General features: G+C 39.9%; 22 protein-coding genes. 11 read left to right on the top strand and 11 right to left on the bottom strand.

All coding sequences use genetic code 11. The annotated features are described in order from the left end of the window. Positions 1–156: 156 nt before the first annotated feature. Positions 157–549, bottom strand: a complete 393-nt coding sequence (locus RMZ42_RS30710) for a translation initiation factor (protein ID WP_322674975.1) — start codon at positions 547–549, stop codon at positions 157–159. 90 nt (positions 550–639) lie between these two features. Beyond that, positions 640–1122, bottom strand: a complete 483-nt coding sequence (locus tag RMZ42_RS30715; protein ID WP_322674976.1) for a hypothetical protein — start codon at positions 1120–1122, stop codon at positions 640–642. 331 nt (positions 1123–1453) lie between these two features. Between RMZ42_RS30715 and RMZ42_RS30720 the strand changes: the two genes are divergently transcribed. From RMZ42_RS30720 to RMZ42_RS30730, 3 genes are all read left to right on the top strand, one after another. Further along, entirely contained in the window at positions 1454–2143 is a 690-nt protein-coding gene (locus RMZ42_RS30720) for a hypothetical protein (RefSeq protein ID WP_322674977.1), read from the top strand. A 63-nt stretch (positions 2144–2206) separates the two neighbouring features. Beyond that, positions 2207–4120, top strand: a complete 1914-nt coding sequence (locus RMZ42_RS30725) for a P-loop NTPase fold protein (RefSeq protein ID WP_322674978.1) — start codon at positions 2207–2209, stop codon at positions 4118–4120. Further along, the gene (locus RMZ42_RS30730; RefSeq protein WP_322674979.1) at positions 4117–5577 is read left to right on the top strand and encodes a DUF1802 family protein; all 1461 of its coding nucleotides are present in this window, start codon (positions 4117–4119) and stop codon (positions 5575–5577) included. Before RMZ42_RS30725 ends, RMZ42_RS30730 begins: the two co-directional genes overlap by 4 nt. Before the next feature lie 79 nt (positions 5578–5656). On the opposite strand, the gene RMZ42_RS30735 is transcribed toward RMZ42_RS30730, so the two are convergent. Beyond that, a complete protein-coding gene (locus RMZ42_RS30735; protein ID WP_322674980.1) occupies positions 5657–6019 on the bottom strand; it encodes an aspartyl protease in 363 nt (120 codons plus the stop codon). After that, entirely contained in the window at positions 6016–6333 is a 318-nt protein-coding gene (locus RMZ42_RS30740; RefSeq protein ID WP_322674981.1) for a hypothetical protein, read from the bottom strand. The genes RMZ42_RS30735 and RMZ42_RS30740 overlap by 4 nt, the downstream gene beginning before the upstream one ends. A 676-nt stretch (positions 6334–7009) precedes the next feature. Between RMZ42_RS30740 and RMZ42_RS30745 the strand changes: the two genes are divergently transcribed. After that, complete coding sequence (locus RMZ42_RS30745) at positions 7010–7669, top strand: Nif11-like leader peptide family natural product precursor (protein WP_322674982.1); 660 nt, start codon at positions 7010–7012, stop codon at positions 7667–7669. A 224-nt stretch (positions 7670–7893) separates the two neighbouring features. On the opposite strand, the gene RMZ42_RS30750 is transcribed toward RMZ42_RS30745, so the two are convergent. The 3 genes from RMZ42_RS30750 to RMZ42_RS30760 all read right to left on the bottom strand — a co-directional run bounded on the left by RMZ42_RS30750 (position 7894) and on the right by RMZ42_RS30760 (position 10406). Beyond that, positions 7894–9480 (bottom strand): glucose-6-phosphate isomerase, encoded by a 1587-nt coding sequence (locus RMZ42_RS30750; protein ID WP_322674983.1) that lies wholly within the window; start codon positions 9478–9480, stop codon positions 7894–7896. A gap of 296 nt (positions 9481–9776) precedes the next feature. Further along, positions 9777–10034: a cytotoxic translational repressor of toxin-antitoxin stability system gene (locus tag RMZ42_RS30755; protein ID WP_251959737.1), complete on the bottom strand. Its 258-nt coding sequence runs from the start codon at positions 10032–10034 to the stop codon at positions 9777–9779. Positions 10035–10208: 174 nt separating this feature from the next. After that, positions 10209–10406 carry a hypothetical protein gene (locus RMZ42_RS30760; RefSeq protein WP_322640603.1) on the bottom strand — a complete coding sequence of 66 codons (198 nt, stop codon included), beginning with the start codon at positions 10404–10406 and terminating at the stop codon, positions 10209–10211. 232 nt (positions 10407–10638) lie between these two features. Here RMZ42_RS30760 and RMZ42_RS30765 point away from each other — a divergent pair, with 232 nt between their 5' ends. Both RMZ42_RS30765 and RMZ42_RS30770 read left to right on the top strand, forming a co-directional pair. After that, on the top strand, positions 10639–11772 hold the full coding sequence (locus RMZ42_RS30765; protein ID WP_322674984.1) for a branched-chain amino acid ABC transporter permease: 1134 nt from the start codon (positions 10639–10641) through the stop codon (positions 11770–11772). After that, the gene (locus RMZ42_RS30770) at positions 11762–12544 is read left to right on the top strand and encodes an ABC transporter ATP-binding protein (RefSeq protein WP_322663497.1); all 783 of its coding nucleotides are present in this window, start codon (positions 11762–11764) and stop codon (positions 12542–12544) included. Before RMZ42_RS30765 ends, RMZ42_RS30770 begins: the two co-directional genes overlap by 11 nt. 195 nt (positions 12545–12739) lie before the next feature. Here the strand turns inward: RMZ42_RS30770 and RMZ42_RS30775 are convergent, their stop codons facing one another. The 4 genes from RMZ42_RS30775 to glpX form a co-directional block, all read right to left on the bottom strand. Continuing rightward, on the bottom strand, positions 12740–13330 hold the full coding sequence (locus RMZ42_RS30775) for a Uma2 family endonuclease (protein ID WP_322674985.1): 591 nt from the start codon (positions 13328–13330) through the stop codon (positions 12740–12742). Between the two features lie 43 nt (positions 13331–13373). Beyond that, complete coding sequence (locus RMZ42_RS30780; RefSeq protein WP_322674986.1) at positions 13374–13934, bottom strand: metalloregulator ArsR/SmtB family transcription factor; 561 nt, start codon at positions 13932–13934, stop codon at positions 13374–13376. A gap of 100 nt (positions 13935–14034) precedes the next feature. Next, positions 14035–15321, bottom strand: a complete 1287-nt coding sequence (locus RMZ42_RS30785) for a glutamyl-tRNA reductase (protein WP_322674987.1) — start codon at positions 15319–15321, stop codon at positions 14035–14037. Between the two features lie 240 nt (positions 15322–15561). Next, a complete protein-coding gene (gene glpX / locus RMZ42_RS30790; protein ID WP_322674988.1) occupies positions 15562–16599 on the bottom strand; it encodes a class II fructose-bisphosphatase in 1038 nt (345 codons plus the stop codon). Positions 16600–16955: 356 nt separating this feature from the next. Here glpX and RMZ42_RS30795 point away from each other — a divergent pair, with 356 nt between their 5' ends. The 5 genes from RMZ42_RS30795 to RMZ42_RS30815 all read left to right on the top strand — a co-directional run bounded on the left by RMZ42_RS30795 (position 16956) and on the right by RMZ42_RS30815 (position 20741). Beyond that, on the top strand, positions 16956–17528 hold the full coding sequence (locus tag RMZ42_RS30795) for a DUF981 domain-containing protein (protein ID WP_322674989.1): 573 nt from the start codon (positions 16956–16958) through the stop codon (positions 17526–17528). Positions 17529–17874: 346 nt separating this feature from the next. Continuing rightward, on the top strand, positions 17875–18615 hold the full coding sequence (locus tag RMZ42_RS30800) for a class I SAM-dependent methyltransferase (RefSeq protein ID WP_322674990.1): 741 nt from the start codon (positions 17875–17877) through the stop codon (positions 18613–18615). 282 nt (positions 18616–18897) lie between these two features. After that, positions 18898–19212, top strand: a complete 315-nt coding sequence (gene grxC, locus RMZ42_RS30805) for a glutaredoxin 3 (RefSeq protein ID WP_069070140.1) — start codon at positions 18898–18900, stop codon at positions 19210–19212. Positions 19213–19387: 175 nt separating this feature from the next. Then, complete coding sequence (tadA, locus tag RMZ42_RS30810; RefSeq protein WP_322674991.1) at positions 19388–19873, top strand: tRNA adenosine(34) deaminase TadA; 486 nt, start codon at positions 19388–19390, stop codon at positions 19871–19873. Positions 19874–19985: 112 nt separating this feature from the next. Next, the gene (locus RMZ42_RS30815; RefSeq protein ID WP_322674992.1) at positions 19986–20741 is read left to right on the top strand and encodes a 1-acyl-sn-glycerol-3-phosphate acyltransferase; all 756 of its coding nucleotides are present in this window, start codon (positions 19986–19988) and stop codon (positions 20739–20741) included. Positions 20742–20906: the final 165 nt, after the last annotated feature.

Raw genomic sequence — 20906 nt, forward strand, 5'->3', positions numbered from 1 at the left:
GATAATTTCAGTTATTTACTACTTGCTTATGTCGGAAAGTGACAGAAGAGGGATAGCAGCCAAAATAAAAGACAGTAGGTTCTAATCCCACTGCCTTATTTGTTATTCCAAAATTCATCACCTTATGAAAACCAATATCACCAGATTGGTTTTGCGTTAACGGCGGTAATCTTGATCTGCGGGGTCGCCGTAGGGGTCTTCGCTGGCTGGGCGGACATCACCAAATTCCCCTGTGTCTGCGGGGTCGCCGTAGGGGTCTTCACTAGCTGGGCGAACATTGCCATAAGACGAGATATCTGCGGGGTCGCCGTAGGGGTCTTCACTAGCTGGGCGAACATTGCCGTAAGACGAGATATCTGCGGGGTCGCCGTAGGGGTCTTCACTAGCTGGGCGAACATTGCCGTAAGATGCTGGGTCTGCGGGATCGCCGTAGGGATCTTCGCTAGCTGGACGTACATTGCGATCGCGGAATTCGGCATCTTGATCGGCTTGATCGCTGTTCGATCCCAAAAGTAAGTCTTTCGCCTTTCGGAAAAATTCATTTACCATAATCTGTCTCCTGATTTAAGTTCGTGTTTCCGACGGGCGCGATCGGCGTTATCCTCCAGGAAACCCGCTTTGTACACACGCTTCGCCGATCTAGAGTGCTGGAGCTGCGGATGAAGTTATACCAGTTAGATCGCGACCTGTAGCACTCCGGTTATAGCCTTGGAATTCCCGATACTTTTGTGCTTCAGATTCCGGTACTCGAATTCCTTCTGCTGGTGGCGTTACCCAGTGAGCGCGATGTTCAGCATCACGGTAATATACACGTCCGTTCTTGGAAAGATAGTACTTACCTTGCGCTCCTTCTTGGGGAGCATTTTTATGTTGGTTGTAGAGGTAATAAAGTCCAGCAGCACCTGCCAAAATAGCAACTTTCTGTCCTGTAGACAAGCCCTTCTTCGCTTCGGTTTGGCGATCGCTCACTGTTCTACCGACGGTATCATCAACAGGTGGTGGTGCTGAAGCTTTTTGGGAACCGCCTCCACAGCTACTCAGCAAGGGTACCATTAGCAATGCCGAAAGCAGCACTGCAAATAGACGCGAAACTATTTTACGTTCTTTATATATTGTGTTCATTGGATTTCTTCATCACCTGTATTTGCTAAAAGCCTTGCTGTTGCAAAAACCAAGTTAGAAATCCTGTTATTTCACCTGGGATTGAAAAAACATATTTCACTTAATTTGTAACTGCACCAGCTACAGCGTTTCACTTTCATGATGATTGGTTTTTTCAAGTCTTCCATCCTGCCTTTGAGAGAAACTGCATTCATCCCAAAGAAATATATTGTTGATTTTTTCTAAATCTATTTAGCTGAAATATTCAGCAATTTCTCGGTTATTTTTTCTATGTAAATATCTTAGAAAGATACAGTTACTATGATGCTTTTTGTCAAAAAGTACACTCAATATGACATCAAAAAATACTAGCACTCGTCTTCTTTTGGCTTTGTGGGATTTGGGAGGAACGCAGCAGGAAGTTAAGAAGGGTCAACTCACTAAGCGAATTGTAGCCAAAAGCCAGAAGGTGGCAGATTATCAGGGCATATTCGAGGAATTACAGAAGCAGGGTGCGATCGCAATTTCCAAAAAGGGATATTCTCTGATATCTCCCAAGGGTTTAGAGGTATTGGGCGAGGGTTTGAAAAGTGGCGATTTTAAGTTTGAAGAGACAACTGTTAGCACTTGGGTGGCGAATGCATTGGTGAAGTGGATTAGTCAGATAGATGTTGCGGTAGTTGGTGCAGATGTACCAGTTAATGGGAAGAGTGCGTTAGCCGAGCTTTCTATTCGCGTAGCGTCTCGAAGAGAAGGAATCGCATCTTACGACGAGTTTAAATCTGTGGCGTTGGAAGTCTACGACAAGCTGAACCAAAACTATAACCTAGATGATCTTGTGCCAATTTATCGTATCAGGAGAGAAATAGGCGATCGGGTTAGTCGTGAAGATTTCAACACATGGCTGCTAGAAATTCAGGAGAAGGACATTTTGCAACTTCAGGGTGGAAGCATAGAAGATAGTGCCCCCGACAAGATTGAAGATTCTATTACTACTAAAGTCAGTGGATTGCGCTGTTATGCTAAACGCCTCAATTTTTAAACTAAGTTACTCGGTTTTTTCCCCTTTTATTTTTTAGTAATTATTTTCAGAAGATGCACAATCATGATTAATTCTTTCTCTTCATACTCAGACATCAACAAAGCTATTACAAGTCATAACCCATTTGATAGATCACTAGTAGTCAGAAATTATGATATCTGGAACCAAACTTTTCCTGATGTTCCTTCCATAAATGCTCATGCATCAGATGCTGTTTATCAGGCAATAGAGCAAATCAGCACAGGAAAACGTTCAGTTATTGGTATAACTATTAAAGCTGAAAAAGGACTGGGTAAAAGTCACTTAATGAGTCGGATTCGTCACCATATTCAGGATGAAGGTGATAGTTTTTTTGTCTATATGAGCGAAGTTGATTATGGTGACTTAAACAAAATACATTCTAAATTTCTAAACACATTGACATCTAGTCTAAAACAAGCTGGTAATCAAAGTGTAATGCAATGGCAAGAGATCGCAACTACTTTAGTCAATGAGGTATATAAGTCAAGCTACACTCCTCAAGAGTTAATGAAGCGATTTCCTGGCGTTTTAGCTCAACATCCCAAGATAGTTGATGCCTTGACTGCTAAAGTACTGAAACTTAAGTCAAATATTGAAAATCCTTATTTGATTCAGGCTATCCTATGGACACTTTCTTTAGATAAAGTTTCATTTGCAACTAATTGGCTTGCTGGCAGAGATTTAGCACAGTCACAAGCGGACTCTATGGGATTACCAAATACTAGCCAAGACGATAAAGAAGCTGAAGCATTCCAAACAGTATGCCAAATTTTAGACTTAATTGGTGATTACAGGACAATAGTCATCTGCTTTGATGAGTTAGAAAGCCTCAATTGTAATGAACAGGGTTTTACAAGAGCACAGGTTATTGCTCTGTTTGCAAAAGATATATACAGCAGAATTAAACGTGGGGTATTAATTCTAGCTATGTTCGATGAAACTTGGACGCAACAAGTTAAAGTTGTACCACAAGCAGATTCAGTTATTGATAGAATTGGTGAAAAGAAATTTGATTTAAGGCATCTTAATAGTGATGATGTAGTAACTCTTGTTTCACACTGGCTGAAAGATTTTTATGATACGAATAACTTAACTCCGCCTCATCCTGTTTATCCTTTTGATGAAAATAATTTACGAGAGCTTGGTAAAGAAAAACCAATAATTAGAAAGGTTTTACAGTGGTGTACAAATAATTGGAGTTTACCCGGTATTTTAAGACCACCAGTAGATCCAGCTCCACTACATAAAATTGAACAAGCTTTTAATAAAGAACTTGCAGCACTTGATAACACAATAGAAAATTACTTTGAAGACAGTAATACCATAGCTGATGCTATAAGTTTTTGTTTATTAACTCTGAAAGGCGCAACTGTAGAGAGAGTAAAAATTGATGAGGTTGAGGAAGTTATAGTCAAAAGTGTAGACAAAGGCTACCTCAACTTTAGAATTATTGGTAAGGAAGACGGAAGAGTTGTCAAAATAGTAGTAGCAGTTGTGCAAGAATCTAGCAATAAATTTGTAAGTGCTGCATTGAAAAGGTTAATAGATTATAAAAAATTTGATATGACTCGTGGCTGCTTAGTTCGTGCTAAAGATGTGAAACCTAATACGAAAGGAAAAGAACATTTAGATGAACTACTTTCTAAAAATTTAGGAGGAGAATTTGTAAAGCTTAATATTGAGGATATTAAGCCTCTTTTAGCTATTTTATTTGTTAAACAAGCTTGCAAAGATTATGAAATTAGTGAAGAGGAAATTTCTCAGTTTATAGTTAAACACAAAATTGCAGTTGATAACTACTTAATACGTGAAATTCTAAGCGATCCATCTGGTCAAATTCCCAGTGGCTTAATAAATGAGGAATGTGTTGCTGAAACTCAGCCTATACAAAATCAAAATGTAACCAAACAACTAGATGATATGCTTGATAATTTAATGATTAAACTTGGTTTATGAGTAATCTAATTTTGCTCAATACTGCCTTATGTCTACCTTCTCCCGATGTTGAAGGTTTGCTACAGGGTCGAATAATTATAGCTCTACCCCGGACATTTATTCATCCGGGGCGTTCCTTTGCTCTCTATCCGTCTGAAAACTCAACCAATGTGTTACCCAATGAAGAATACTACAAGTCAAATTTATTGACGGTTACACAGAAAAGTATTACTCAAATAAGTTCGGAAACAGTTTGTATTCAATCTTGGGGTAAGTGTGAACTGTGCCAAATCGTAAATAACTCAGAATCGTTAAAAGCTTTGTCACAATTAAATATTTGGACAACAAAAGGATTACAAGAGATTTTGCTGCAAAGGAAGCATATCTTTCTTGCTTATTTGCGTGTCTATTTGTTGTCTGAGCCAATTGAAATAGCTGTGAATCCACAAAGCCAGTTTATAGGTTTACCTGATCCGTTGAAGGTATCTGTTGATTTACCAGTATTGAACGATCGCACCTTCGCCCAACGCAAACGCCAATTAGAAAAGCTAGAACCCCTGCTACATCCTGAACTAGAAGAATTGCAGAGTGCGATCGCATCCCTAACCATTAGCCAACCAGCAGCTAAACAATTAGACGACGATATCAAACTATTTTTAGGTTGGAGTAGCGCTCATTCTAATCAAAGATTTGATTCAGATTTAGTTTGGATTAAGAAGATTGCTGATGTAGGCAATTCTAGTGATGGTAATGAATTTGAGAGGCTAGTTCGTAGAAGTTTGATAAAACTAGGATTTTCTTGTTCTAACACTAATCCTAAAGCAAACCTAGACCCTGACAAATTAGGAGGCGCTGGAGGAGTAGATTTTTATTGTGAGTATCCTTATCCAGTAGTAGGAGAATGTAAAGCTACCAAAAGTGAAAATGTTCCCAGTAAAACACCGGGACAACTAATACAACTAGGTAAAAATCATCTTCAAGAAAAATATGATAGTTGTCTCAAGATAATTGTGGCTGCTGGTGAATTAACTTCTGATGCTCTTTTAACTACTAAAAATAATCAAATGAGTGTAATTCGTCCTGAAACATTACAAAAGTTAGTTGAACTGCAAGTACACTACAAAAATTCTATCAATTTGTTAGAACTAAAAGAGTGTTTGCAACAACCTCCCTTTGGTTTAGCTGAAGATAAAATTAATACTTATATTTATAAAGTTGAACAATCTATAAAGTTGCGATCGCACATTACCCAGCTTGTCAAAAACTATTTAGAAAATTCAGGTATAGAATCTGCTGGTGTTGAAGCTCTACATGGTGCGTATTTCGGCTCACATCCGCCACAGCGAATACAAACACCAGAAATGCACGAAATTCTGATTGAGCTTTCCTCACCTTTAACAGGCTATTTAGGACGAATTAAAGGTAGTGATTGGAAGAGCGATCGCTTTTACTTTCTCCGCAATTTACCTATTAACTAAAGATAGTGAAATAAGTTTATTTTTTACCTATGCTTTATCTGTGTATTTGCTGTTCATTTAAAAATAACTGCGATCGCAGTTATCCTAAAGTTAATATACCAGCCTGATAATTCACCACCAACGGCAGAATTTTTAGCCATTCTGAGCCTAACAATACTTCCGTAATTTCATTGCCCACATAAACGTTAATTTCATACTCTTCTTCGTTTAATATCACCTTGCCTAAATAAATATCAAATCTTGATTCTCCCTTAGCAGTTCGTAGAGATTCCTCACCAATATAAAACCAGTCTAGACCCTCTAAATCTTGTTTATTAATAGCGAGAAAGCCTGTAAAACCAGTATCCAACATAGCATCTACAGACAAATCTAATCCGTCAGATGTAATCAAATCAATTTCAAAAAATAGTTGCCCATTATCTCCAAAGTCCCCCTGAATCATATTGTGCCAGTTGTTCCCGTTTCATTTAAACAGAATACACAATGTCTACTATTTGAGTATTTTTCAAGGGATTTTTTATGAGCTTGCATTTTATCCACATCAATTAAGTAATCACCACTATTTGGCTCTACTGCAATATACCAGCCGTAGTGTTCCTTAATCAAATCGGGACGTACACGCTCAAAAATTTCCCGACAGCGATGATAAAATGCCTCATCTTCAGCTTTGCGTCTAGCAAGTTCTTCGGGTGGTAAAATTCGTTCTGGAAAGATTCTGCCTCGACGTGCAGGTTGTTTTGCAGTTGATTCAGCCATAGTAATTAGCCCTATTTGTTAATGCTGTCTTAACTTTATTTTACAGAAATATAAAGGCGAGTACAATCTATCTCTTTTCTTCTCTCTGCCTTCTCTGCGTATTGGCGGTTCGTTTAAAAATAACTGAAGTGCGATCGCATTTATCTTAAAGTTGAGATACAAACCTAATAATTCACTAACCCCATTTTTTAGTGCTGCCTTAACTTTAGTTAATAGGAAGATACAGGCGAGCGCTGGGACTTTCTATGTAATTTTATTATTTAGATGGCTATAAAAAAAACCTCAATTAACCTCTTACCTTCTCTACAATACGCTATACTTAGCTTTCTTCTCCGTAGAAATATGCAGTTTTTTTCAAAATAACTAAACTACAGATTGCTTTACAATTAATTACTTCATGAATAATTAATACTATTTATTGACTTAATTTTATTTTATGAGAAGCAATAAAAATCTTAGTTGCAACCCACCACAAGGCATCGCAATCTTTCATCTTTTTCTCAGTAACTATTATTTATAGTTACAAACTTTACAAAAATTTTATACTTAACTACTGTGTAACTTCATTTACATGAGATAAAAATTTAGTACTGTCGAAGAAACACATTATACTTACTACACTGGTGTTCATTAATCATAAACCTCTACCAAGTTTACAACTTAGGCAAGATGACCCATGTATTATCAAATTTGGAATTTCTTTCTTAAAGAAGATAAATACATTTATTGGAAAGAAAAAATAAAATTTAACAAAAACTTTGACAAAGTGACATGGCAAAAGATTATTGATTTCTTGTCACTAGTAGAGCAAACTTTCCAGTTGAAAAGTCAACTAGCAGAAACAGATAGCCTTGAGCCGTTTCTCAAGTTAGCAAGAGAAAACGGTTATAATTTGACCGCAGAAGAACTTGCCTGGTTTCTAGTTACGAGAAGACAGATTTGGGATCTTTTCGATATTGCCCAAAAAACGCCATCTCTCAAAGAAGAATTACTAATAGCTAAAGAGCCACAACAGTTCATCGACATCGCTGCCGAAAATGGCTATTACTTTTCTATAGATGAGTTAGCATGGCTATTAATTGACATCAAATCATCATCAGATTTAGTATCTATTAACAACAGCGTTGGAGAAATTCTCACAGTATCAAGCTACGGCAGAATTGAAACAGGATACTGGATTTGGCTAGCAGAACATTGGGGAATCGTGCCACCATTTTGTCATCGGGATAAACCCAGCACTTTCTTATGTCAAAATCTCAACAATCCTTTTTTACCCGATCGCTGTTTTTTACCCAAGAGTTACTTTAATCAACGCCTGATGGCAATTCATAATTAAAATAATTCGTAATTAGGCAAAGGAAGAGAAGAAAGCAACATTTAGACGAACGATATTGAGCGATCAAACTTAATTACGAATTACGAATTACGAATTACGAATTACGAATTATACAGTGAAGCATCCTAGACAGAAGATATATCTTCTATTTAGGATGCTTCACAATAAAAAATTGTTGTTGAGACAACAATTTTGGACAAAATCTAAGATTTAGATTAGAGCTATCAGCTAGCAGAAACGGTCAAACTACCGGGTTTCTGAAGATTGCCTTGTAAAACTACACCCCGCTGATTGGCATGGATGTGACGCAAAATCTTGTAAATTGCCTCAACTTGTTCTGATGCGCCTGCCTTCTCGGCAAGTTCGTCAAGAGAAAGGGGAGTTTTTTCTTTTTGTAGAACTGCTACGACTCGTGTTTGCAAATCGAGAATGGAGGCAGCAGCTTTTTTGCCAGCTTCTACGCCAGGTTGATGGTAGGCATTGATGTTGACTAAGCTAGCGTATAAACCAACAGCACGTTCATACAAAGCAATTAATGCCCCTACAATTCGAGGATTAACTTGGGGAATCGTGACTGTAATGGAATCGCGGTGATTTTCATAAAGCGCTTGTCGGGTTCCTTGGAGAAAACCGGAAAGATAATCGCCTGATGTAACTCCTGGATCTATTTCAGTGGATGGGCCTTGACGATCTTCCAACACTTCGATGAAGGTAGCAAAGAAATTCGCTACACCCTCGCGTAACTGCTGGACATAAGCGTGTTGATCTGTTGAGCCTTTGTTGCCATAAACGGCGATACCTTGATGGACAACGTTGCCGTCTAAGTCTTTTTCCTTACCCAAGGATTCCATCACCAGCTGTTGCAAATAGCGACTGAATAAAAATAAGCTGTCCTTGTAAGGTAGAACAACCATATCTTTTTCGCCCTTTCCATTGCCTGCAAAGTACCAAGACAAAGCAAGCAAAGCTGCTGGGTTATTTTTTACATCTGGGACGCGGGTAGCGTCATCCATCTCTTTGGCGCCATCTAGCATAGCGCGAACATCAATCCCCTGTAATGCTGCTGGTACTAGCCCCACAGCAGACATTTCTGAGGTGCGTCCTCCTACCCAGTCATACATCGGAAATCTCGCCAGCCAACCTTCATCTTTGGCTAGCTTATCGAGGTTGCTATCAACGCTGGTAATTGCTACCGCATATTGGGCAAACTCCAAATTGTGTCCGGCATAAGCTTTTTTAACTTCAATCATGCCGTTGCGCGGTTCCGGTGTTCCCCCAGATTTGGAGATCACCAAAACCAAAGTGCTGGCGAGGCTATTTCGTAGATGATTGAGAACGCGATCGATACCTGCGGGATCGTTGTTATCGATAAAGTGAAGTTTCAGCGGCGGGAAATCAGGAGCGAGAGCTTCCGCAACGAATTGGGGGCCAAGAGCGGAACCACCAATGCCAATGGAGATAATATCCGTGAATCGGCTGGCTCTGGGAGGATGGATAGCACCTGTTTGGACTTTTTCCGCAAAAGCTTCGATTTGTTCTAGGGTTTGAACTATTTCTTGTGTAAGTTCTGGAGCTGGCGCTAAATCAGGATTTCGCAGCCAGTAGTGTCCAACCATGCGGTTCTCATCGGGATTTGCGATCGCACCCTTCTCTAGTTGAGCCATATCCGCAAACGCCTTGTCAAACTTCGGCTGCAACGATTCCACAAAGGCATCATCGAACCGTATCCGACTCACGTCTAAGTACAGTCCCAATCCCTCGTGGAAATATAACCAGTTTTGGTATCGTTGCCAAAGTGCCCTAGCATCCATAGGGAAATCTCAAATAAAGTGTTTTTCAAAAACCAGTTTAATGTAAGGTTATAGCGATCCCTGCCTAGCCTTATACAGTTTACAGTTTTCAGTGTTCCTTTGACCGTGCCAATTTTAGATTTTAAATTTTAGATACTTCGACTCCGCTCAGTACAAGTTTTAGATTAAAAATTATTTCGGTTGATGCCCCGCACTTCTTTACCAGACGCTACCGCGAACGTGCCAAGAAAGCGAACGTAGGTGGAACAAATCCAAAATCCGCAATTCCAAAATCCAAAATTGATTGACTCTTGACTTTAAACATCTGGCATAGGGATGACACGCAGAAATTTCACAATTTCACCCCTAATTTCTATACCAATCAGATAATTGTCTAGGGTGAAGCGGTGAAAAATGCCTTCACTATCAAGCTGTCGCAGTTCTTTTAGATCGCTCAACTGCCACTTTTGGGCTAATTCAATAAAAACAAAATCATGTACCCGCTCGTAGGCGGCAGGTTCTAAATTCTTCAGGTCTAGCAAAAAAGACCTGGCATAGCGCATTTCCAGACTCACTGGGCGTTACCTTCACCAAAACTTGAGGGGCCACTGGCACTAGTACCGCTTTGCGTAATTCGTAATTCGTAATTCGTAAGTCGTAATTCGTAATTACTATTGCGTAAGGGTTTTAGACATTTCAAATGGGTGGCTTATTTACGCCAAACTTATGCTATCAAAAGCGCTGCTGAATCAGAAAAACATCAACAGTCTGATCGCTTCTTCATGGGTTAAGATATCCCACGGTTGCTGCGATCGCTTGACTTTTTGTATCGCTTTGAGCATATAAAAGTCATAATGTAAAGCTTCGAGAACATTCCAAATGTCTTGCAAATCGTCATCGCCTAATTGCTCAATTAAGTGATGCATTCTAAGTCGCAGCAAATTCATACGTCAATTATTCCCTACCACCAAACACCAACAATAAATAGTATTCCCATAAAATTAGCTACGCTCAAGCTACGCTAAAATTTATTCGCCCGACGAGGGGGGCAGAGGGGCAGGGGAGCAGGGGAGATGAGGGGACAAGGAGATAAACAAAACTCTTAACTCCTAACTCAGCACTCAGCACTCCTAACGCCCAATGCCCAATGCCCAATTCCCAATTCCCAAATAATTTAATATGGTTGACTATCTCATTTTCTTAGCAATTTCTACGGCGCTTTTTGCTCTATTCGCACTAGGACTGAATTTACAGTGGGGCTTTACGGGATTAATTAACTTTGGTCATATTGCTTTCATGACTCTGGGAGCATATACAACGGTATTGTTAAGCTTAAAGGGCGTACCCTTACTTGTATCAGCACTGGTTGGGGCAATTGTCGCTGCTTTGTTGGGTTTGATAATTGGTTTTGTAACTCTCCGCTTACGAGAAGATTATCTAGGAATTGTCACCATTGGTACGGGCGAATTAATTCGTTTGGTGGTAAATAATCAGGAATTACCTGTGGGTGACACTTGGGTTTCTGGGGCGTTTGGTGTGCAAAGTTATCCCATACCCCTATCCACAGAACCAAGTTTGTTTGTCAGATTAATAATGATTGGGCTTTTAACGCTACTGGCTGCTGTCACTTTCTTTACTTTGTGGCAATGGATTCGCACCACTCAAATATCTCGAACTACTGATTTGGGCAAAAGGACGACTAGCAAGCAAGAATTTGCATCACGCTTGGGTGTGGGAATTGTGTTAGCACTTTTGGCGGCAGCGATTTATATTTCTGGGGTAATCGGATTGTATAACTACAACCCAAAAGCAGGTTTAATGCTGGTGTTGCTTTTGGTTTTAGCATTTGTATACTGGCGCTTAGAAATTTTGGTGCGATCGCCTTGGGGTAGAATTCTCAAAGCTATCCGCGAAGATGAAGAAATTCCCAAAGCGCTGGGAAAAAATGTCTTTTGGTATAAATTACAATCTCTCATGTTAGGCGGTGCGATCGCGGGTATCGCTGGTGCTTTCTTCGCTTGGCAACTGGGAGCCATTTACCCTGATAATTTTCAACCGCAGATCACCTTTGACACTTGGATTATGGTGATTTTAGGCGGTTCTGGGAATAATGTGGGCACAATCTTAGGTGCGGTAATTTTCTTTGCTTACGATGCACTAACGCGGGAAGTCTTACCCCGAATCGTTACCCTTGATGAAGCGCGTTTGGGTGCATTTCGGATCATGGTAATCGGACTAATTTTGATGGTACTGATGATTTGGCGTCCTCAAGGTATCTTAGGGAAAAAAGAGGAACTCACCCTTGGTAAATAACTATTCATCCCCACTTCCCCTTTTGGCAGCCACTGGACTTTCTAAAAGCTTTGGTGGTGTCAAAGCAGTTAATGAGGCCAGAATCGAAGTTGCTAAAGGCAGCATTACGGGCTTGATTGGCCCCAATGGTGCTGGCAAAACTACTTTATTTAACTTACTCTCAAACTTCATCCGCCCAGATAAGGGACGAGTGATTTTTGACGGCGAACCGATTCACAATTTGCAACCATATCAAATCGCGCAGCAGGGAGTAATCCGCACCTTTCAGGTTGCACGGACTCTCTCGCGGTTATCGGTGTTAGAAAATATGCTGCTGGCGGCGCAAAAACAAACGGGTGAAAATTTTTGGCAGGTGCAGTTGCAACCGCACATCGTCGCTAAGGAAGAAAAGCAATTGCAAGAGCGGGCAATGTTCCTGTTAGAGTCAGTAGGCTTGGCCAAAAAAGCACACGATTACGCAGGTGGCTTGTCTGGTGGACAACGCAAGCTGCTAGAAATGGGGCGAGCGCTGATGACTAATCCCAAGTTGATTTTGTTGGATGAACCGGCGGCTGGGGTGAATCCGAAACTGATTGATGATATTTGCGATCGCATTATCACTTGGAATCGTCAAGATGGCATGACCTTTTTGATTATCGAACACAATATGGATGTGGTTATGTCCTTGTGCGATCGTGTTTGGGTACTTGCCGAAGGGCAAAATTTAGCTGACGGTACGCCAGCAGAAATTCAAACTAATCCCAAAGTTTTAGAAGCTTATTTGGGAAAATAGAGTGTGATTGACTTTCTGTTTATGCAATGTATTTAGCGATCGGACTTTGGACAAATAAAAGTACATAAATACTGTGACTTGTCCAAAGTTAAAGTGAACACTATTAATGGTGTTTAGATTAGAGTAATCGCTAAACAATTTCAAGTTAATTTTTTTGACTGAATCAGCATTCGGGGTGAATCAGAGCTTTATTTTTTAATCTTCGTTATTTTCTGCAAAATTTACTTGCTCATAAAGGTCGCGCAATTCAATTTGAAAATCAACCGTTTGCAGTGATAAAATTGCAGATTCATGTTCAAGTTCAGTGAATGACCATTGACTTTCCGCAGTTTTTACATATTGCATCACATGATACTGATATTGGTCAATTAAAATATATTCCTTGAATTCGGGAATAGAGCGATAATAAAGAAACTTATCGCCTTGGTCATAATTTTTAGTCGATTTAGATAAAACTTCAGCAATTAACATCGGGTTCATAACCGTTGTTGTGCTGGTTCCTGTATAAATAGGTTGTCCCTCAATCACCATCACATCAGGATATGTATGTTGACGATAACGGGGTATCCATAAACGCACATCACCAATATAAACATCATAATTTTTACGCCTTAAAGTAATTTTTAAGGATGCAGCTAAATTTAAAGCAATTTTATTATGATTTGTAGTGCCGCCTGTCATCGGTACAATTTCTCCATCACGGTATTCGCTTTTATATTCTGCTTTTTCTTCAAGTTCTAAATACTCTTCAGGTGTATAAGAAAACTTTTGTGTTTCTAACTGCATAAAAATACAACCTATGATTGTGCGGTTTGCTCATCTCTCATATCTATGTTGTACGCCAATAAATCCCATTCTCTCGCTGCATTAACTTGCAAGCAATGAACTCCCGTCGCAGGGTGGCGCAGTCAGGATGGTAGCGTTTAAGAATGTCATTTACCATGCGTTCAGGGTAGTTGACTCCTATATCAAACTGGTTTGCTAACCACTTGAGAATTACTAGACGCTTTTTGCGACTAGCGGGGATTTCCTTAAGGTATCCACCGTCGAAATAGTTTTTCAACACTTTGCTTTCCCAAGCTTCAGTATCCACATCCTCTATCAAGGATGCTATTTTTTCAGGTGTGAAAATTTCCTTGCTAATGCTTTGCAAAGCCTCACTATCCAATTGATATAGACGGCTATTACCTTCAGGACGCATTGTCACCAAATTTAGCTCTTTAAGTTTCGCTAAATGATGAGATACCGTCGGTTCCTTCAGTTGCAGTAGCGCCGCCAATTCTTCAACGCTGCACTCCTGATTTGCCAGGATACCTACAATCTTCAATCGGCTATCATCCGCTAATGCCTTGAAAAAGCGGAGTAAGATGTTAAATTGCTCTGGTTGCATAACTTACTTCTAATTAGACATCTATCTAATTAGAAGTATATCTAATTGAAAAGCTCAAATCCCCAACTTCTCACAGAAGCCGAGGATTTTGTTGTTAAATTTAACTAAATTGTTCCTCTGCATCCAGGTTGAACAGCATTTGCAGAGTTTGCATACAGCGCCGTCTAGCTTCAACATCTTGCTGCGATCGCAATTGCACCATCGGGTCATGTAAAATTTTATTGACAATTCCCCGTGTTAATGCCTCTATTATTTCTTGATGTTTGTCAGCGAATTCCGAACCCAATCTCGACAAAGCTTTTTCTAACTCTTGTTCGCGGATGGTTTCGACTTTATTTCGCAGACAGCTAATAGTAGTAACAGTTTCCAAACTGCGCCACCAAATATCAAAGGCTTCCACTTCTTCCTCTAAAAGTCGCTCGGCTTCCTGTGCAATCTTCCGACGGCTTTCGTAGTTTTGCGCTACTACTGCCTTCAAATCATCCACATTAAAAGCCTGCACATTTTCCAGTTCATTTACATCCGCATGGACATTACGCGGCACAGAAATATCAAATAACATTAAAGAGCGCTGAACTTCTAAAACCATTTCCAATTTGGCACGGTCAAGTATTGGCTCTGTTGCTGAAGTGCTTGTAAACACCAAATCACTTTCGGCAATTACGCTCATCATTTCCGATAGCGGATGAATTTTGATTGGTTGTTGAGGGAACAGCTTTGCTAATTCTTGGGCGCGATCGCGAGAGCGATTTACAATACTAATTTCCACAGCACCTTTAGAAATTAGGTGTTGCACCAGCAGCCGCGACATTTTACCAGCGCCCAGAATTACCACTCGGCAAGCTGCTAAATTTGCCACTTTTATCTGTGCTAACTCTACAGCTGCCGAACTAATAGAGACAGCGCCAGTACCAATACTCGTTTCAGTCCGAACCCGCTTCCCAGCTGTCAGCGCTTGTTTAAATAATCGATTCAAAATGGTTTTTATACCACTATATTGTTGTCCCAGTTTGTGAGTAGTCTTCACCTGAGCCAGAATTTGACCTTCTCCGAGTACCAGACTATCTAAACCACCTGCTACCCGCATAACATGCATCACTGCATCATCATGTAGCAGCATAAACAAGTGTTGTCGTAGAGAAAGCACGGGTAATTTACTGTATTCCGCAAGAAACTGCGTTACTTCCCGAATACCTTGGTCTGCTTCACTCGTAACAATGTAAATTTCCAGGCGGTTACAAGTGCTGAGAATTGCAACTTCGTCAATATGGGGATAGCTGGCCAGTTGAGCGATCGCACTTTCAATTTGTGGTTCTGGAATGCTCAGTTTTTCCCGGACTTCTACTGGGGCTGTTTTATGGCTTAACCCCACCACTGCTATATTCATTTGCTAAATCGTAGTTACTAGTTGGTAGTTGAGAATAGGGCATTGAGTGAGAATAGGGAACGGGGAATTTTTGTTTATTGGTTGATAATTTTTCCAACTAATAAACAATAACTAATCACTAAATACTAACTACTAACTAGTGTAACGATGAAGCATTTGGTTGACTATTTTTCCATTTTATAGAAAGATTTATTTCCTAATGCTTCACCTCTACTTTTACCATTCCCCATTCCCTAAAAATTAGTTCAGTTGGAGAGTCTTGGGTTTACCAAACATGTGAATTGTATCAACAAATCGAGCCGTATTCGATTGGTTGGAAATTACCAAGCTTTGAGTTCTTGCTCCACCGCTGAAGAAACGTACACCTTCCATGAGATTACCACTGGTAATGCCGCAAGCAGCGAACAGAACAGTTTTACCAGATGCCAGTTCATGAGCATCATAGACCTTATCGGGGTCATTGATATTCATAGACTTTAAGCGATCGATGTTGGCTTCTCTGCTTTCTCCAATCAGACCTGTTTTTACTACTGCTGGATCGTAGATCAGTTGACCTTGGAAGTGTCCACCCAAAGCACGCATTGCTGCTGCCGAGATTACACCTTCAGGAGCCGCACCGATACCCATCAACGCGTGGATATTAGTTCCAGCAAAGCCACAGCTAATGGCTGCACCCACATCACCATCTGAAATTAGAGCGACTCTTGCTCCAGCCTCACGGATTTCTTTAATTAAATCGTTGTGGCGTTCGCGCTTCATGACCACAACTACGAGTTCTTCAATCGAGCGCTCTAGACACTCAGAGAGAATCTTCAGGTTTTCTGTGGCTGACTTGTTGATGTCTACCTTGCCCTTAGCTGCGGGAGGTGCTGCTAACTTTTTCATGTAAAAGTCAGGAGCAGCAAATAATCCACCCTTTTCAGAAATTGCCAAGACAGCCATCGAACCAGGTTGTCCATAAGCTACCAAGTTCGTACCTTCACAGGGGTCAACGGCGATATCAATTTCAACTAGTTCATCAGGGTTACAGAGAGCTTCGGCATTTGGTTGAGTACAAATACCAACTTCTTCCCCGATGTATAACATAGGCGCGTCGTCGCGTTCGCCTTCCCCAATCACAATGCGACCCCGCATATAGATTTTATTCATCCGCTCCCGCATAGCTTCCACAGCTACCTGGTCAGCAGTGTTTTTTTCGCCTTTACCCATCCACTTTGCGGATGCGATCGCCGCTTGCTCTACTACTTCAATAATCTCTAACCCAAGTGTATTTTCCACAGAGTCTGCCCTCTCAACTGCTTGAATTTCCGCCGCTTTATCTGGCCATTTCAGTTTTCAAGTCTACCAAAGGGCGGATACACGTGGAAGAAAGTTAAGTTTTACTGCTAACTGGTTACAAAAGTGCCAGTTAGCACATCTTTATTTTTTACTCTTAACTACTCCAGTATAAAGCGTGTTTAAAAGCAACTAAGTTAAGAACTTGCACAAATGGGTAGCAGTTTATGTATACAACATTGCTTTTCTTCAGTGTTTATCTTTAGGTATAAAATAATAAAGGAAAAAAGCTGGTGAATTCACTCAAAACCGAAAAACGAGGCGCAGAGTAAATAGCTTGTCAAATTAAGAGGTGAATCGTGTTTATCGACTACATCACACTCATGTTGATCAATATGGTAGCTGGGCTATTTCTACTGGCTGACTATGTGTATCGTGGTATAGATAGTTCTAATCAGAAACAGTGGATTCCAGGATTCGGAATTACAGGTGCGATCGCACTCACAACTGGTTTACACATGAGCTTCACCTGGCCAATAATGGGTAGCTTCAATATTGCCTTCGGTGAGACGAGTATTTTATTTGGAATCTTGTTTGTGGCGGCTGCGATCGCCCTGGCTCAAGGTTGGGATTTGTTGACAATCGCCATTTACGGCTTCTTTGCTGGTGCAGTTGCGATCGTAGTGGGTATCCGTATCATCAACTTGAATTTGACAAAGCAACCGCTTTTATCGGGAATCGGCTTTATTTTAACTGGATTAGGTGGTATTTTTGCAGCACCAACTCTCTACTGGAAAACCAATCGAACCTGGCGACTAATTGGCGTAGCAGTGCTGATAGTAGCCGCTCTAATTTGGGCATTGACTGGATATTTGTCTTACTGGAATCATTTAGAGGGTTTCCAAAAATGGGTTCCTGCGCCGATGCGGTAAGCAATACAAGCGGATTTTTTAATTCCCTTTTTAATCGCCACCCAGAGCGAGTTAAAGCTAAGTATAAGTAACTTTACACATAGCAAACTTGTTTTTACTACATTCGTGTTAAAATATTCCGTGTTAAAAAGGTGTAAATGTTTACTGAATATCTATAGCAGTCCTAAATCATTCGTGAAAATTAGATATCTCTTTTTTCTTTCTTTTCTTGGCATTCTTTTCTAACAAGACGCTTTGCGATGGTGTTGTTGGCTGTTCGTTTCCTAATCTATATTTTTCACAACTCATTTAGGATTGCTATATCAATCTTTTAAATTTGAAAGAACCTCCAAAACATTGAAATTGAGTGTCAAATAAAATCAATACAATGGATTTCTTTCAAGGTCTTAAAACAAAAATTGATTTCAACCCCCATATTAGAGAAGAATATGAAAAGCGAGTAGTCTCGAAAGATAGATTGCTTGATATTGGTGGAAGAAATAGCTATTCACTAAGTCGTAAGAAAATCGATTTATTAAATCAAAATCCCAATAATATAATTGTGTCTAGTGATATTATTGCTGAATATAAACCAGACCTTGTAGATGATATTTGTAATACTAAAATAGAACCTAATTCTTTTAGTGGTATCTATTGCAATGCCATATTAGAACATGTTGAAGAATATTGGAAAGCAATAGATAATATTTATAATATTTTGGAGGAAAAAGGAGAGGCATTTTTTTATGTCCCATTTTTTTGGAGTTTTCACGATCAAATGGACTATCACAGATTTACTTTTGCTGAAGTTGGAAGGATGTTGAAAAATTTTTCGGAGGTAAAAATATTTTCTCCTGGAGAAGGTCAGGGATTTGGTTTTGTATTTTGGTATATTATAACACTCAATTACATCAGAGTGTTTCCTAGATTGTTTAGATTTTTAAGTAAAACAACAAATTTTTTATTAAAAATTTGTCTATTTGTTTCTTACACCATTTTTAAAAATAAAATCAGAAATAAGTTTAATAATATTTCCTGGGAAGAATATTGTTTTTATTATACGTTTTTATATATAAATCATGGATTTTGTGCATGGGTGAAGAAATAAGCTAATTGTCATTCCAATTGCATCTACGTGTCTTTGCGTCCTCCGAATTTATGATGTCTCCACTAGCCTGCGCCAAAACCAAGGTTATTAGTACATCGTGGTCGAAGTTTGCCTATTTTGTAATAATAGGCTTAAGCCCATTGTTTGATTAATTGAAATTGAAATGGTAGGAAGATTTACCTGCTGCCAGAGATGGAAATTAATCATATTTTGTAATCAATTCTTTAGCCAATTGACAAAGGGTAACATCGAGTTGAATATTTAAAAACTTGCTAAAAGAATATGCTGGACTTTCTTAATCCCCTCTTAAATCGCCATCCAGAGCGAGTCAAAGCCAACGTCGAACTTTATACCTGGCAAACTTGTCCTTACTGCATTCGAGCCAAAATGCTGTTGTGGTGGAAAGGTGTAAATTTCACTGAATACAAAATCGACGGCGACGAAGCAGCCAGAGCGAAAATGGCAGAACGCGCCAACGGTCGCCGTACTGTACCACAAATTTTTATCAATAACCAGCACATTGGCGGCTGCGATGACCTCTATCAGTTAGACACACAAAGTCAACTCGATCCCCTTTTAGCCCAAGCCGCTATTTAGAAATCAAATTAGCCCCCAATGGCTGACTTGGTAAGGCTAAATTTAAGAATTTTGATTTGTTTTTAGCCCCAGACTTCTAGTCTGTGGGCTATATGCTTTTTATTTATTGTCGGACAGGCGAGATACTCATCCTAGAAAATGTGTGGAATTTTGAAGTTTTTATATTGATAAGAATATGTTAACTAAATACACAGAATATCTTATACATCAACAATGGATGAGTTATGCTTTAGAATTAGCAAAAACAGCAGGTGATGCGGGTGAAGTCCCTGTAGGTGCTGTTATCATTGATTCAACAGGCAAATTGCTAGCACAAGGAGAAAACAGAAAAGAGCGTGACAAAGACCCTACCGCTCATGCGGAAATTCTCGCTATCAAGACAGCGGCAACAACTTTACAAAATTGGCATCTTAATGAATGCACCCTTTATGTAACTCTCGAACCTTGCCCGATGTGTGCAGGTGCGATCGTCCAATCACGACTAGGACTACTGGTATATGGAGTAGACGATACAAAAACTGGCGCCATTCGTACAGTTATTAACATCCCTGATAGTGTTGCTTCTAATCACCGTCTCCAAGTAATCGGAGGCATTCTAGAGTCAGCTTGTCGTCAACAATTACAGACTTGGTTTGCTGCTAGGCGGCGTAAGGTAAACTAACGGACAGAGGTAAAACTGTCCATCTAGTACCAGACAAGTCACGCAAGAGAATCTACGGTGTAACTAATCAGACTTTTCGTTAAATTTTACCCGTCAATCAGCTGCATCCGTCATGATGGAATTTTACTCTTCATCCGATACCTGCCAGCACACACCAGCAAATCATCAGGTAGCTGGTACTACCTCAAGGGTTTCTCCTTGGTTAAGTCCTCTGGCATATTTATTAGGGCGTCACTGCCTATTACCATTATTCTTTGGACAAATTAGAATAACCGGACAAAAAAATATCCCCACAACTGGGCCTGTGATTCTCGCGCCTACCCATCGGGCGCGTTGGGATGCATTGCTTGTACCCTATGCTACCGCTTGTCTGAGAAAGCAAGACTTGCGATTTATGGTAACAGTTGACGAATGCCAAGGTTTGCAAGGCTGGTTTGTCCAACGTTTGGGGGGGTTTCCTGTAAATTCTAAGCATCCATCAATCCGCACGCTACGACATGGAGTAGAGCTACTTCAGCAGCAAAAAACCCTGGTAATCTTTCCAGAAGGCAACATTTTTCGTGATGGCCAAGTTCACCAGTTGAAACCGGGAATTGCTCGTCTTGCTTTGAGTGCTGAATCTAGTCATTCCGATCTGGGAGTGAAAATTATACCCATTGGAATTAACTACAGCCAACCTTATCCCAATTGGGGTACAGATGTGAGTATTGACATTGGCTCCCCAATTAAAGTCGCGGATTACATGAATGGCTGTATAAAACAAGATGCAAAAAACCTCACAACTGATTTAGCAAAGGCACTGCAACAATTGAGCCATCAAGAAACAAAAGTTACTAATCACGCATTTGCAGAAATTACTAATTCTTGATGTAGTCAAACCTTATAATCATTGACCGTGCATAATTAAGAAACTGCAAAATCCAATATTTGACACTAATTACTAACTGCTATATTCATCCTGAGTAAGTCACAAAAGATTAGTAGTATTTTGCAACCTTTGAGGATGTATATATAGATTACGCTCTATTAATAA

Origin of the sequence: Nostoc sp. DedQUE05 (assembly GCF_034530955.1) — a bacterium.
GTDB lineage: Bacteria > Cyanobacteriota > Cyanobacteriia > Cyanobacteriales > Nostocaceae > Nostoc.

Coding starts and splice junctions, on each gene's coding strand:
- RMZ42_RS30710 (WP_322674975.1), bottom strand. CDS start 549: ATGGTAAATGAATTTTTCCGAAAGGCGAAAGACTTACTTTTGGGATCG.
- RMZ42_RS30715 (WP_322674976.1), bottom strand. CDS start 1,122: ATGAACACAATATATAAAGAACGTAAAATAGTTTCGCGTCTATTTGCA.
- RMZ42_RS30720 (WP_322674977.1), top strand. CDS start 1,454: ATGACATCAAAAAATACTAGCACTCGTCTTCTTTTGGCTTTGTGGGAT.
- RMZ42_RS30725 (WP_322674978.1), top strand. CDS start 2,207: ATGATTAATTCTTTCTCTTCATACTCAGACATCAACAAAGCTATTACA.
- RMZ42_RS30730 (WP_322674979.1), top strand. CDS start 4,117: ATGAGTAATCTAATTTTGCTCAATACTGCCTTATGTCTACCTTCTCCC.
- RMZ42_RS30735 (WP_322674980.1), bottom strand. CDS start 6,019: ATGATTCAGGGGGACTTTGGAGATAATGGGCAACTATTTTTTGAAATT.
- RMZ42_RS30740 (WP_322674981.1), bottom strand. CDS start 6,333: ATGGCTGAATCAACTGCAAAACAACCTGCACGTCGAGGCAGAATCTTT.
- RMZ42_RS30745 (WP_322674982.1), top strand. CDS start 7,010: ATGTATTATCAAATTTGGAATTTCTTTCTTAAAGAAGATAAATACATT.
- RMZ42_RS30750 (WP_322674983.1), bottom strand. CDS start 9,480: ATGGATGCTAGGGCACTTTGGCAACGATACCAAAACTGGTTATATTTC.
- RMZ42_RS30760 (WP_322640603.1), bottom strand. CDS start 10,406: ATGAATTTGCTGCGACTTAGAATGCATCACTTAATTGAGCAATTAGGC.
- RMZ42_RS30765 (WP_322674984.1), top strand. CDS start 10,639: ATGGTTGACTATCTCATTTTCTTAGCAATTTCTACGGCGCTTTTTGCT.
- RMZ42_RS30775 (WP_322674985.1), bottom strand. CDS start 13,330: ATGCAGTTAGAAACACAAAAGTTTTCTTATACACCTGAAGAGTATTTA.
- RMZ42_RS30780 (WP_322674986.1), bottom strand. CDS start 13,934: ATGCAACCAGAGCAATTTAACATCTTACTCCGCTTTTTCAAGGCATTA.
- RMZ42_RS30785 (WP_322674987.1), bottom strand. CDS start 15,321: ATGAATATAGCAGTGGTGGGGTTAAGCCATAAAACAGCCCCAGTAGAA.
- grxC (WP_069070140.1), top strand. CDS start 18,898: ATGCTGGACTTTCTTAATCCCCTCTTAAATCGCCATCCAGAGCGAGTC.
- tadA (WP_322674991.1), top strand. CDS start 19,388: ATGTTAACTAAATACACAGAATATCTTATACATCAACAATGGATGAGT.
- RMZ42_RS30815 (WP_322674992.1), top strand. CDS start 19,986: ATGATGGAATTTTACTCTTCATCCGATACCTGCCAGCACACACCAGCA.